We start from the raw sequence: 12,187 nt of genomic DNA, 5'->3' as shown, positions 1-12,187 counted from the left end.
GCCGAGGGAAGGGGGCCTTCCCGCGCTAGGGGCTACTTCTTCCAGACGATCGGGTCGTCCTTGTACCCGTCACCGTCGTTGAACTCGGCGCCGCCGACCTCGCCGCCGTCCCTGATGGCCTGGAGTTCACAGGTCTCGTAGGTCGCGCCGGCGGTCTTGAAGTCCTTCTTCGCCGACTCGGACTGGCAGCTCGGGGTCTCGCCGGTGATGATCACGCCGGTGCTCTTGTTGTCCGGGCCGACCGCGCGCATCCGCACCGTGCTGTAGGTGAGGTCCGTGCCGCCGACGTTCTCCACCGTCATCCGGATGTAGACCGGCGTCATGCCCTTGGCCTTCTCGCCGTAGGAGGCGAGGTCTTCCTTCGGGCCGAGTTCGATCGCCTTGACGGTGATCGCGATGGTGCCGGACTTGTCCTTGCCGTACTTGAACGGGACGACGGCGCGTTCGCCGACCTTCAGGGCGGTGCCGGGCGCGGTGGCGTCCGCGTTCGAGACCGGGACGGTGCCGCTGGTCGCGGGCGAGGACGCGGAAGCCGACGTCGGCGCGGGCGACGGGGCGGGGGCCGGACTGCCACCCTTCTCCTCACCGCCACAGGCGGACAGCAGCAGCGCGGCGGCGCAGCCGGTGGCGGACAGGGCGATGCGGTCGAACTTCATGAATCTCCTTGGACTCCCCGCCGAATCCTGCTCCGGCGTTCTCGCCACGCACCGTAGTTGATGACGGAGTACATCGGTGTGGTCCATTCGCACCAGGGCAGGTCACGAATCGGTTACGCTTATCGGCCTAATGGGGGCGGGTTCACTTCTTCCAGGTGATCGGGTCGTCCCGGTAGTCGCCCTCCCGGGACATCACCCCGCCGACGTCGACCCCGTCCTTGACGCCTTCGGTCTTGCAGGTCTCGTAGGTCGCTCCCGCGGTGGTGAAGTTCTCCGGCGCCGCCCTCCCTTGCAGGCCGCGGTGCTGTTGGCCAGGATCACCTTGGTGCTCTTGCCGTTCGGATCCACCGCGCGCACCGACACCGAAGTGTCGGAGAGGTCCGTGCCGCCGACGTTCTCGATCACCATCCGGACATAGACCGGAAGCATGCCTTCGCCCTTGTTCTTGAAGTCGGCGAGGTCCTCCTTCGGGCCGAGGGCGACCGACTTCACGGTGATCGCGATCGTGCCGGACTTGTCCGCGTCCTTGAACGGGACGACGGCGCGTTCGCCGACCTTCAACGTGCTGCCCAGCGGGGCGCAACAGGTGGCGATCAGGGCGGATTTCACGGATCTCCTCGGACTCGTCACGCAACGTAGTCGAACCACGAGGAGGCGATGGTGGTCCGTTCGCACCACGACCGATCACAAATCGCTTACGCCGATCAGCCCGTCCTGGATCGCCCGCGCGACGAGTGCGGCCTTGGTCGGGGCGTCCCTGCCCATCTGGGCGTACTTGACCCGGATCCGCTCGAGATGCGAGTTGACCGTGTTCGGCGAGATCCCCAGCCGGTGCGCGACGAAGTCCTTCGACTCCGACTGGAACCACTCGATGAGCACCTCGGTCTCGCGCGCGGAGAGGGCGGGACGCCGCTCGGAGCGGTCCCCGGCCATCGCGCCCGCCAGCGACGGCGGCGTGTACGACCGGCCGGCCGCCGCCGCGCGCACGGCTTCGAGGATGTGTTCCGCACCCTCGGATTTGGTGATGAAGCTGAGCGCGCCGAGTTCGAGACACTGCAGGACCGTCTCGTCGTCGGCCCGCATCGAGTAGACGACGACGCGACGGCCTGACTCGGTGAGCCGTCGCAGATCGCCCATCGCCGGGGTCGTGCTGTTCAGGTGCAGGTCGAGGATGACGACGTCGGCCCGGGCGCCCTCACCGATCCACGCTGCCCGCACGTCCTCGCCCTCGGCCACGACGGTCACCGGCGGCGTGCCCGACGACAGCCAGTGCACGACCCCCGCCCGTACGGCCGGATGATCGTCGACGACCACCGCGGTCAATCCGGTCGCGAACGCCATTTCGCCTCCATCCACGATCGTTGTCCCAGTGCGTGCCATTCGACGTCGACGGCGCCCGATCCGTTCGCCGTTCGTCCGGGTTCACCGTCCGTGATCGCCGCGACGCGGATCTCGTCGCCCGCGCGCAGGACGCTGACCCTGGCCTGAGTCCGTGCGGCGGCCAGCGCGGTGATCAGCGGACCGGTCAGTTCGCGGCGGACGGAGGTCGGGACGGGCGCCGCCTCGCCACTGACCGCCAGCGTCACCGTCAAGCCCCGTCGCTCGGCGAGATCGACGCAGGCCGAGACCTCGTGCAGCAGCGGGTCGGGAACGTCGTCGTTCTCCGCGAACAGCCGCCGCAGTTGCGTGGCGGCGAGCGCGCAGCGTTGCCGGACGGCGTCGTCACGCGGGTCCAGCGTGCGGTCGGCCAGTCCGGCCAGCAGCGGAAGGGTGGCGCCGAGCTGGCCGGCGAACCGGCTCCGCTGGTCGGCCTCCCGCTGCTGGGCGAGCGCCTTGCGGTGGGCCTGCCGGTCGCGTTCGGCCGTGGCCTCGGCGGCTTCGCCCGCCCGCCGGTTGACGACCCCGATCAGCGCCAGCGTCGCCGCCTGGAAGGTGAGCACGCTGAGCCCGGCGATCACCAAGCCGCCGATCTCGCCGCGATCGGTGGGCGCGGCGCCGATCTGCCGGACGAAGGTGAGCGTCATCTGGAGGACGAGCGCGGCCATCGCGACCGCGGGACGGTCCAGCAGCAGCACCAGCAGATGCCAGCCCGCGAGACCGGACGCCCAGTCCGAGTCGCCGAGGAGCCGGTCCGGCGGCAGGGTCCAGATGGCGGCCGCGGACGCGGCGAGGACCACGATCGCCCCCGCGAGCGCGACCGGCCAGGGGACCGGCTTCCAGCGCAGCACCCACCACGCCGCGACGACGAGCACGCCGGCGAGCGCGGCGAACGCGATCTTGCCGGGGGTGTCGTCCAGCCGGGTCAGGCTGAGTCCGAGCTGGATCGCCGCCGTCGCGAGCAGTACCGCGATCCGGCAGCCGCCGAGTACCCGGTCCGAGGTCTCATTCATCCGGCCACACCAGTTCCACCGTGGTCCCGGCGCCGGGCGCGGAGGTCACCTCGGCCCGGCCGCCCGCCGCGGCCATACGTTCGACGAGCGAGCCCCGGACACCTCGCCGCTGGGCCGGCGTCTTCGCCGGGTCGAAACCGCGGCCTTCGTCCCGGACGGTCACGCGAACCCCGTCCTCCACCGTCAGGCTGGCCTCGCCGACACCCGCGTGGCGGTCGACGTTCACCAGCGCCTCGCGCACGGCACGGACCATCGCGAGCGCGGCGGACGCCGGGATCGGCGCGACCGGGGACCAGCGCGCCTCGACCTTCACCGGGCTCTGCGCGAGCACGCCGCGCAACGAGGTCTCGAGGTCGACGACACTGCCGGGACCGGATTCGCCGGTGAGGATCGCGAGATCGCGGCGGGCGTATCCGGCGACCTCGGACGGCTCCGTCGTTTCGCCGCGCTGGGCGACCGTGAGAAAGGTGGCCGCGGCCGTGTCGTGCAGGACGGCCAGATACTCGCGTTCCTGCAGCCGTCGTTGCACGGCAAGGGATTCCTCACGGGTCAGCCGGGCCCGGCGCTCGCGCAGATCGTCGATCCGGCGGGTCGTCCGCGACAGCAGGAGGAAGGCGACGCGGGCGAGGGTGGCTTCGATGAGCACTCGCACCACCACCCACGAACCGTCCTCGAAACCGAGAGGTACCACCTCGATCGCGAGCAGGCAGGCGATGGCGGGCACGGTGACCTTCGGCGGCCATTCCCATTGGAGGGTGATCGCGGTGATGGTGAGGACGTTGAGCGCCCACTGGTTCAGCTCGGCCGCTTCGGGCGCGGTCAGGAACTGGGTGCCGCAGATCGCCGCCGCGCGCAGCAGCGTCAGCGCGAACGCCAGCGGCCTGCCCCGGCCCGTCTTCCCCACGAGATGCTCGGCCACGGCGGTGACGAGGGCCAGCGCGAGCAGTCCGAAGGCGAGCGGGAGCGCCCCGGACGGGGTGGCGAGCACCCCGAAAACGCTGATCACCAGCAGCCCGGCGCCCCTGGCCGGGCCCGCGAACCGGCCGACCACCCGCGAGAACTCCGCTTCGACGGAGGTTTCACGCTCGGACGGCACGGCAGCAGTCAAGCAGATGCGTTGAGCGTGCGCAGGTCCAGCACCCGCCAGGTCAGGGAGTCGTTCCCGCCCACCGACCACCACACGAACGGCCCTCGCGCCAGTACGGTGCCGAACTCCGCCGCGAGGTCCGCCGATCGCCTGGTGACGGTGTCGTAGAGGGTGAGCACGCCGCGGTCGTCGTCGACCACCACCGCGTACCGGTCGAGCACGACCACGTCGCCGAACGCGGGCCGGGCCCCCTTCCCACCGACCCGCCGTCGTTCGGTCCCGTCGGGTCTCATGAGGTCGAGCCGCGCCGTCCCGCTCTGGCGCAGTACCTGCACCCGGCACCACGACGGAGTGCAGTCGACCAGTTCGACGCTCCGCCCGTGGACCTTCGTGACGCGGCCGTCGCGGAGGTCCACGAGTTCCGACGGACCTGCCTGTTCGACAGCGGCCGCCGTCGCGAAGGGCCACGCGGTGAGCGCGTGGTCGCCCGGAAGCGGAACGCGGGTCACCGGTCCGCCGGACAACGCCACCGTCCGCACCTCGGTGGCGTCACCGCGCACGGCCGCCCAGCTGGCCTGGTCGTCGTGCACGGCGAGGTCGTACTGGGAATCCAGGAGTACGACCTTCCCGGTGTCGGCGGTGACGGGGACCGGGTCCTCGCCGTGTGGCCCGGCCCGCCAGAGGGTTCCCGTCCCGGTGATGTCGGACAGTTCCAGCCACACCAGCGCGGACGGGGAAGCGGCGAGAACGAACCGGGGAGAGCCCGACGGCGGGACCTCGCGGACCACGCGCTCTCCCACCACGAGCCGGACGGCGTCGCCCGCTTGCCGCACCCCGGCCGAGGTGCCGGAATCGAGGAAGGCCAACGGCGTGTAGGGCGCCCCGGTGACGGCGTTCGCGGTGATCCGCGCGTCCGGCCAGACGTCGGTGAGCGTGGGGGCGGCCGGTGTCCTGGCAACGGGGACGGGTGGGGGCAGTGCCACCACGAGGACGGCCGCCACCACCGCCAGGGCCAGACCCGCGACGGTGCAGTCGCGCGGGATCACCGCACCACCGCGGGGGAGGAGGCGGCCGGGCGGAGGAGCGCCGGTGCCCCGGTACCGTCGGCGGGCACCGCGTAGATCGCCTTGTCCCGGCCGTAGGCCACGGTCCGATCGTCGAGCCATTGCGGCTGGTCGTCCAGATGCGCGGGATCGGCGAGCGGGACGTCGAGGCCGTCGACGAGGCGGAGCACGTGCAGGCGCCACCGGTCGCCGTCACGGAACTTGTAGGCGACGCGGGTGCCGTCCGGGGAGAGCGAAGGGCATTCGACGTTGCGCCGCAAGGACGTCAGTGTCCGGGTACGCAGATCGCCGCGGACCAGCCAGGTACCGCCCGCGGATCTGGCGGTGGCGTAGAACGTCAGATCGTCCCGGGCGAAGGTCACTCCCCAGTAGTTCAGATCCGCGGCCGGGTACGGCTTCCCGTCCACGGTGAGGGCGAAATCCTCCAGTGAGCCGTAGTGCTTCCCGGTCGTCAGGTCGAAGATCCCGGCGGTGGTCGAGAACGTGCCCACTCCGCCCAGGTAGGAGTCGCCGGACCGGAACACCGTCCAGCCCACCAGCCGCCCGGACGGCGAGACCCGGACCCGGGACGGCAGCCCCCATTCGGAGATCACCCGCGGTTCGGTTCCCGGTTTCGTGACGACCAGTTCGGCCTGGTCGGGCACCGCCGTCGCGCGCAGGCACGCCAGGGTGCCCGCGGCGACGTCGACGCGCTGACAGGAGGGGCCGAGGCGGTCGTCCTGCCGGACCCGGCCCGCTTCGTCGACGTACAGCAGGCCGCCGCGGGCGAGGTCCAGTTGCTGCTCCGCCGCCGCGTCACCGGTGCGCAGCCCGACGAAGACCGCCCCGGCCACCACGATCGCCGCGATGGCCGCGACCCCGATCCAGGTCCGTCTCATCCGGCTCTCCTTCCCGCCAGTACCGCCACCAGCAACACCACGGCGAACACCGCGAACGCGGGCCGCAACGCCGTCCCGGCCGCGAGCGCGCCGAACGCCACCGCGCCCGCCGCCCTCGCCAGCGCCTGTCCTGTTTGGACGATCGCGAGACCGGTCGCCCGCAGCGGTTCCGGCACCAGTGGTGCCGCGTGCGCCATCAGGACGCCGTCCGTGCACGCGTAGAACACGCCGTGTGCGGCCAGGACGACCGCCGCGACGAGCCAACCGCTCGCCGAAGCGGCCAGGACGACATACGCGGCGAGCAACACGACGTGGCCGGCCAGGAAAACCTTCCAGCGACCGAGCCGGTCCGCGAGCCGCCCGATCGGCGAAGCCGAGGCCATGAAGGTCAACGCCGTCGCCAAGGGCAGCAACGGAAGCGCCCCGGGAGGCAATCCGGCGGACCGCTGTACCCCGACGAACAGGAACATGTCGCCGACCGTGCAGACACCGAGCAAGGCCGCGGCCACGCAGGTGCGGCGGAGCCCGGGCCGCCGCAGCAGGGCGAACCCCGTTCGCAGCCGTACTCGTGACCGCTCGACCGTCCCGGCGGGGGCGCGGACGAACACGGCCAGCACGATCACCGCGATCACGGCGAGGCAGAAGCTCACCCCGAACACCGCCGGGTAGTCGCCGACGAGCATGGTCAGCAGACCGAACGCGACGATCGGCCCGAGCAGCGCGCCCGCGGTGTCCATCGCCCGGTGGACACCGAACGCGCGGCCAAGGCCGTCGGCGGGGGTCGCCAGGGTGATCATCGCGTCCCTCGGCGCGGTGCGGATGCCCTTGCCCGCGCGATCGGCCCCGATCACCAGGCCGATCGCGCCGAGCGAGGTCCCGGCCGCGGGAAAGGCGAGTTTGGTCGCCGCCGACAGGCCGTAGCCCACCAGGGCCACGGCCTTCGGACGGCCGAGCCGGTCGGCGAAGAAGCCGCCCGCCAGCCGCAACAGCGCCGTCGCGCCCGTGTAGAGCCCGTCGATCGCCCCCAGTCGCAGGTAACCGACGCCGAGCCCGTACACGAGGTAGAGCGGCAGCACCGCGGTGACCATCTCGGCGGACACGTCCGTGATGAGGCTGACCACACCCAGCCCGATGACGGTGCCCGGGACCGCGTGCTTGGCGCGGCCTCCCGGCCGGGCCGGGTCGGCGGAGCGGATCGTGGAGAGGTACATGCCGGGTTATGCGGTGACGCGCACGTCGTCGACCGCGGACTCCCACAGCGACGCGGTGCTCGCGTCGGCGGCTTCGACCAGCAGGCGCACGCTGCGCCCGGCGAAGGACGACAGATCGGAAGTCGCGGTCTGCCAGACACCCGCGACTTCGGTCGCGGAACCGGGTTTCTCGAACACCGTCGTGGCCGTGGTGCCGTCGAGCACGCGGATTCGCAGGTAGTCGGCGGAAGTCGCGTTGTCGCCGTGCGCGTAGGTGTAGGAGAAGGTCAGCTTCCCGCCCGCCGGCACGGTGAACGACGGCGAGGTCATCGACGAACCACCGCCGTCGAGGTCGTTGGCGCCGTACGCCGATCCGGCAGTCCGGCCGGTGACCAGGCAGTTCGCCCCGCTGGTCGTGTCGCCGCGTTGCTTGATCTGGTTGCTGTAGGTCGACGTGGTCTGCTCGGGGTCGCCCCGTTCCCATCTGCCGGCGGTGGCGGTGTCCGCCCCGGCCGCGTTGAGCCGCCAGCCCTTGTCGGTCTCGAAGTCGTCGGCGAACGCCTCACCGCCCGCCGAGCCGACGCTCACCGAAACCTTCGCGGTCTGGGTCGTGGAGCCCGACGACCCCGTGACCGTGGCGGTCGCCGAGCCGGAAGCGGTGTCCGCCGCGGTCAGGTTCAGCGTCGCCGTCGCGGTGCCGCCGGCGGGCGGGGTGACCGACGACGGCGAGATCGTGCCGGTCACGCCCGAGGGCAGGCCCGACACCGAAAGGGCGGTCGCGGAGCTGAAGCCGCCGGTACTGCCGACGTTCACCGTCACCGAGGCCGTCCCGCCCGGTTTCACCGACACCGACGACGGGCTGGTGCCGACGGAGAACGCGGGGGAGGAGGCCGCCTTCTTGCATTTGCCGGTCGCGGTGTCGGTGAAGGTACGGCCCGACACCGGCACGAAGTCGCTGCGGTAGTCCGTCGCGGTCAGGGTCAGCTTCCCGACGCCGAAGGTGTTGGTGTTGCCCGCTTCCTGCACGGCGGCCGAAGACTGGTCGAAGTTGTAGTACCCCCGGCCGCCGGTCCCGATCAGCAACTCGCGGACGCCGTTCACGTCGTCGCGGGTGCCGTCCGGGCGTGACGGCGCGTACCGCTGGTAGTTGTGGTCGTGGCCGACGACGATCAGATCCGCTTTCGCGGTGTAGAGCGCCTGGAAGAACGGCGTCACCGAAGAATCGTCGCCGTGGGAGCCGCGGCTGAACCGCGGGTGGTGGAAGAACGCGGCCGTGCACGGTTTGGTGCTCGCCGCCAGATCGTTCTTCAGCCAGGTCTCCTGAGCCGACCCGGTGCTCCGGCTGATGTTGGAGTTGAGCGCGACGAAATGCCAGTCGCCGACGTCGAAGCTGTAGTAACCCTTGCCGCGTTCGCCGGCCCGCGCGCCGAAATAGTCGAAATACCCCGATGCGCCGGACGTGTTGTACTCGTGGTTGCCCGGCGTCGGATAGGTGATGGACTTGAACCGCCCGTAATGGGGGTCGTAATTGTTCTTGTATTCCGACAACGTGCCCGAGCTGTACGCGTTGTCCCCGGCCAGGATGAGCGCCTGCGGGTTCATGTTCGCGATCAGCGGCGCGGTCTGGTTGCACGAAGATCCGCAGACGTCGCCGACCGCCGCGACGGTCGTGGTCGCCGCGGCGAGCGGCTGGTCCCCTGCCTGATAGGCGTCGATGGCGAACCGGCTGGCGGGGTCGGAAAGCGCCGCCGAAACCCGCACACAGTCGCCCTCGAAGGCGCGGGTGTGGAACGCCTTGCCGGGCCAGTTGCGCGCGGTGAGGGTGAACGTGCCCGCGCTGCTGCCGGTCAGCGTCACGGCGTCGTCGCCGCGCAGCGCCAGTTCGGTGAACCGGACGCGCAGCCACCGCGCGCCGGGCGCGCAGACGGACCGGTCGGCCATGGTGGACGTGCCGGCACCGGAGACCGAGGCTGCCCCGGCGGTGACCCCGGCCTCGGTCAGTTGCGGAACCTGATCGGCCACTTCGGGCACGGCGGGTGGCGCGCCACCCGCCGCGGGTTCCGCGGCGACCAGGAAGGCGCCGACGGCCAGCGTGGAGGTCGCGACGGCCAGCGTCCGGCGGCGCCATCGTCTCGTGGTTGAGCGCATGGGGAATCATCCTCTTCGGTCAGCGGCGGGAGGACGTGCGAGTCGTCGGGGATTCGGGGATTCTTCCGACGATTCCGACCCTAATCACGGCAGGACGACCGTCAACGAAAAGTCGCGGTGGAGGCTGGATAACTCTGAACGGTTCCGGTTCACCCGACGAAAGTCGGGCGTTCCGGACGGTACGCTGCGCCTTCATGACGAGTCTCGCACCGGCGGAATTCGGTGCCGCCCTGCGCGCCGCGATAGGACGCAGCGGGCTGAGTCTCAACGAGATCAGCCGCCGATTGCGTGACCAGGACACGCCGGTCAGCGTCAGCGCGCTGAGCTATTGGCAGAATGGCGAAAACCGGCCGGAACGGGCCCGTTCACTCGCCGCGGTGACCGCGCTGGAATCCATTCTCGGCCAGCCGCCGGAAACGCTGACCGGGTTGCTCGGCCCGCGGCGCCCCCGCGGCCGCTGGACGGCCCGCACCGGCGACGTCCTGCCCTACGACCAGGTGTGGAGACGGCCGGAGGAAGTGGTGCGCGCACTGGCCAAAATGGACGCGACGCCGGAAGAACTCGATACACCGCACCGGCTTTCGCAATTCCTCTCCTACCGTGTCGATGCCGAAGGCAACCAGGAATCGGTCCGGGTCCGGCGGCTGATCCGGGCCGACCGGGACGGCACCTCGCGGTTCGTCTTCGTGAACCGGTGCTCCAGCATCACCCAGCCGCCGTCCGTGCTGTTCACCGACGGTTGCCGTCCGGCGCGGTTCCGCGCGGACGTCCCGTCGTCCACCTGCGTCTTCGAATTCGTCCTCGACCGCACCCTGGCGGCAGGCGAACTCGCCGTCGTGGAGTTCGGCGTGCGGTTTCCGCCGGGCCAGGGCAGGCGGCACGTGCAGGTCGCGCTGTACCGGCCGGCGCGGGACGTCGCGGTGCAGGTCAGCTTCGACCCCGGACGGTTGCCGCGGCGATGCGCCGGTTTCTTCCGGCCGCGCGGCGTGCTGCCGCCCGAGGAACGGAGCGAGGCGAGGTTCGACCGGGAGATCAGCACCTTCCAGTTCATCACCCTCGACCCGTTCCCCGGCCAGTACGGGATCCAGTGGAGCTGGGCCTGACTATTCGTAAGGACGTTCGGGCGCGGGCACCGGCACGACGCTTTCGACCTTGAGGAACGGGATGCGTTCGCCGTTGACGTCGTCGGCCACGGACCCCGGTCTGAACGTGCCGGTGACCTCGATCCAGGTGTCGGGTTCGGCCGGGACGCCGCCGTCCAGCACGACCTTCACCGGGCGCCCGTCGGCGGCGCAACAGGTCAGGATCATCCGGACGAGCAGCGACCCGCCGTCCGGGCCGGTGGCGGTGAAACCGGTGAGCACGACCCGTCTGGCACCGAGGGACCGGCCCTCGTCGAACACCGCGCGGGAGGCGTAGTCCAGGACGGTCACCCGTACCGGATCGCCGTCGGGAAGCGGCGGGTACTCGTCGGATCTGGCCGTCGCCGTGCCCGCGTTGCCCGCCGCGTAGCTGCCGAGCGGCTGCGGTGCGACCAGCAGCAACGCGAGGACCGGAAGCGGGAGCAGCCAGGCCACCTTCGGATGACGATGGCGGTTCGCCGCCGCCAGCACCAGGACCAGAAGACCGGACGCGAACAGGAACGGCCAGAGCCCTTCCTTGACATAGCGCAGGTATTGGCCCGTCAGGCAGACCTTGATCACGGCACCGCCCAGCAGGAGCAGCACGACGGTCGCGGCGGTGCGGTTCACCAGAGCACCGTCCCGGTCACGACGGCGCAGACGAGCGCGACCGCGAACGTCGCGGGCGCGAACCGGAGGGCGAACCGCCTGCCGAAGGTGCCGGCCTGCATGGCGAACAGCTTCAGGTCGACCATCGGCCCGATGACGAGGAACGCCAGGCGGGCGGTGAGGGAGAACTGGGTCAACGAGGCGGCGACGAACGCGTCCGCCTCGCTGCAGATCGACAGCAGGACCGCCAGCAGGGACAGCGCGAGGACACCGAGCACCGGATCGTCCGCGACGGCCTGGAGCCAGCGGCCGGGGATCAGGACGTTGAGCGTCGCGGCGGCCGTGGCGCCGATGACCAGGAAGCCGCCCGCGTGCACCAGATCGTGGCCCGCCGCGCCGGCGAACGCCCGCCGGCGGGTGCCGCCGTGGGAGTGCCCTGGCAGCTTGATCCACTCGGCCCGGCCGAGGCCGAGCCACAGCCAGCCCATGACGACCGACGCGGCGAGACCCGCGGCCGCCCTCGCGAAGACCATCGACGGCCGGTCCGGGAACGCGATCGCCGTGGCGGTCAGCACGACCGGATTGAGCGCGGGGGCGGCGAGCAGGAACGCCAGCGCCGCGGCCGGGGTGACGCCCTTGCGCACCAGGGCACCGGCGACCGGGACCGAACCGCATTCGCAACCCGGCAGCACCATTCCGGTGGCCGCGGCCGCCGGAACCGCGAGGACGGGTCGTTTCGGCAGGGCTTTCGCGAAGAATTCCCGCGGGACGAAGACCGCGATCGCGGCGGAAAGGGTCACTCCGAAGACGAGGAAAGGAACGGCCTGCAGCACGATGGAAACGAAGACCGTCGTCCAGGTCTGGACGATCGGCGTCCCGAGGACTTCGTCGAGCGGACCTCGAATCAGCAGGACGAGAACGAGAAGGCCCGCGAGCCATTCCACCGAACCGGTGCGCCTTCGGACTTCGGCGTCCGTCATGTGGCGAACCTCCCATCGTCGGCCAAGACTCTAGGGATTTCGCGTTCCACCTGGAATTTCCTTG

General features: G+C 71.0%; 12 protein-coding genes. 1 reads left to right on the top strand and 11 read right to left on the bottom strand.

What is annotated here, in order from left to right; genetic code table 11:
• Nucleotides 1–32: 32 nt before the first annotated feature.
• The 9 genes from ACZ3HL_RS11840 to ACZ3HL_RS11800 all read right to left on the bottom strand — a co-directional run bounded on the left by ACZ3HL_RS11840 (nt 33) and on the right by ACZ3HL_RS11800 (nt 9,413).
• The gene (locus ACZ3HL_RS11840; protein ID WP_465420897.1) at nt 33–656 is read right to left on the bottom strand and encodes a hypothetical protein; all 624 of its coding nucleotides are present in this window, start codon (nt 654–656) and stop codon (nt 33–35) included.
• Nucleotides 657–848: 192 nt separating this feature from the next.
• Nucleotides 849–1,265 carry a hypothetical protein gene (locus ACZ3HL_RS11835; protein ID WP_465530519.1) on the bottom strand — a complete coding sequence of 139 codons (417 nt, stop codon included), beginning with the start codon at nt 1,263–1,265 and terminating at the stop codon, nt 849–851.
• A 75-nt stretch (nt 1,266–1,340) separates the two neighbouring features.
• Complete coding sequence (locus ACZ3HL_RS11830; RefSeq protein WP_465530517.1) at nt 1,341–1,997, bottom strand: response regulator; 657 nt, start codon at nt 1,995–1,997, stop codon at nt 1,341–1,343.
• On the bottom strand, nt 1,976–3,046 hold the full coding sequence (locus ACZ3HL_RS11825; protein WP_465530515.1) for a histidine kinase: 1,071 nt from the start codon (nt 3,044–3,046) through the stop codon (nt 1,976–1,978). Before ACZ3HL_RS11825 ends, ACZ3HL_RS11830 begins: the two co-directional genes overlap by 22 nt.
• The gene (locus tag ACZ3HL_RS11820) at nt 3,039–4,142 is read right to left on the bottom strand and encodes a sensor histidine kinase (protein WP_465420889.1); all 1,104 of its coding nucleotides are present in this window, start codon (nt 4,140–4,142) and stop codon (nt 3,039–3,041) included. The genes ACZ3HL_RS11825 and ACZ3HL_RS11820 overlap by 8 nt, the downstream gene beginning before the upstream one ends.
• An 8-nt stretch (nt 4,143–4,150) precedes the next feature.
• A complete protein-coding gene (locus tag ACZ3HL_RS11815) occupies nt 4,151–5,179 on the bottom strand; it encodes a hypothetical protein (protein WP_465530513.1) in 1,029 nt (342 codons plus the stop codon).
• Nucleotides 5,176–6,075: a TolB family protein gene (locus ACZ3HL_RS11810; protein ID WP_465530511.1), complete on the bottom strand. Its 900-nt coding sequence runs from the start codon at nt 6,073–6,075 to the stop codon at nt 5,176–5,178. The genes ACZ3HL_RS11815 and ACZ3HL_RS11810 overlap by 4 nt, the downstream gene beginning before the upstream one ends.
• Nucleotides 6,072–7,286, bottom strand: coding sequence for an MFS transporter (locus ACZ3HL_RS11805; protein WP_465530509.1), 1,215 nt, complete (start codon nt 7,284–7,286; stop codon nt 6,072–6,074). Before ACZ3HL_RS11805 ends, ACZ3HL_RS11810 begins: the two co-directional genes overlap by 4 nt.
• Before the next feature lie 6 nt (nt 7,287–7,292).
• Nucleotides 7,293–9,413 carry a metallophosphoesterase gene (locus ACZ3HL_RS11800; protein WP_465530507.1) on the bottom strand — a complete coding sequence of 707 codons (2,121 nt, stop codon included), beginning with the start codon at nt 9,411–9,413 and terminating at the stop codon, nt 7,293–7,295.
• A gap of 194 nt (nt 9,414–9,607) precedes the next feature.
• Between ACZ3HL_RS11800 and ACZ3HL_RS11795 the strand changes: the two genes are divergently transcribed.
• Complete coding sequence (locus tag ACZ3HL_RS11795) at nt 9,608–10,516, top strand: helix-turn-helix domain-containing protein (RefSeq protein WP_465420877.1); 909 nt, start codon at nt 9,608–9,610, stop codon at nt 10,514–10,516.
• On the opposite strand, the gene ACZ3HL_RS11790 is transcribed toward ACZ3HL_RS11795, so the two are convergent.
• Both ACZ3HL_RS11790 and ACZ3HL_RS11785 read right to left on the bottom strand, forming a co-directional pair.
• Nucleotides 10,517–11,164 carry a TIGR03943 family putative permease subunit gene (locus ACZ3HL_RS11790; RefSeq protein ID WP_465530505.1) on the bottom strand — a complete coding sequence of 216 codons (648 nt, stop codon included), beginning with the start codon at nt 11,162–11,164 and terminating at the stop codon, nt 10,517–10,519.
• Nucleotides 11,161–12,123 (bottom strand): permease, encoded by a 963-nt coding sequence (locus ACZ3HL_RS11785; protein WP_465530503.1) that lies wholly within the window; start codon nt 12,121–12,123, stop codon nt 11,161–11,163. Before ACZ3HL_RS11785 ends, ACZ3HL_RS11790 begins: the two co-directional genes overlap by 4 nt.
• Nucleotides 12,124–12,187: the final 64 nt, after the last annotated feature.

The sequence above is a fragment of the Amycolatopsis sp. NPDC000009 genome (genome assembly GCF_055563465.1).
This window is presented reverse-complemented; position numbering and strand designations above follow the sequence as displayed.

Bases quoted from the DNA above. Each gene is read 5' to 3' on its own strand.
- ACZ3HL_RS11810 (WP_465530511.1), bottom strand. From the start codon at position 6,075: ATGAGACGGACCTGGATCGGGGTCGCGGCCATCGCGGCGATCGTGGTG.
- ACZ3HL_RS11795 (WP_465420877.1), top strand. From the start codon at position 9,608: ATGACGAGTCTCGCACCGGCGGAATTCGGTGCCGCCCTGCGCGCCGCG.
- ACZ3HL_RS11800 (WP_465530507.1), bottom strand. From the start codon at position 9,413: ATGCGCTCAACCACGAGACGATGGCGCCGCCGGACGCTGGCCGTCGCG.
- ACZ3HL_RS11805 (WP_465530509.1), bottom strand. From the start codon at position 7,286: ATGTACCTCTCCACGATCCGCTCCGCCGACCCGGCCCGGCCGGGAGGC.
- ACZ3HL_RS11825 (WP_465530515.1), bottom strand. From the start codon at position 3,046: ATGAATGAGACCTCGGACCGGGTACTCGGCGGCTGCCGGATCGCGGTA.
- ACZ3HL_RS11785 (WP_465530503.1), bottom strand. From the start codon at position 12,123: ATGACGGACGCCGAAGTCCGAAGGCGCACCGGTTCGGTGGAATGGCTC.
- ACZ3HL_RS11840 (WP_465420897.1), bottom strand. From the start codon at position 656: ATGAAGTTCGACCGCATCGCCCTGTCCGCCACCGGCTGCGCCGCCGCG.
- ACZ3HL_RS11830 (WP_465530517.1), bottom strand. From the start codon at position 1,997: ATGGCGTTCGCGACCGGATTGACCGCGGTGGTCGTCGACGATCATCCG.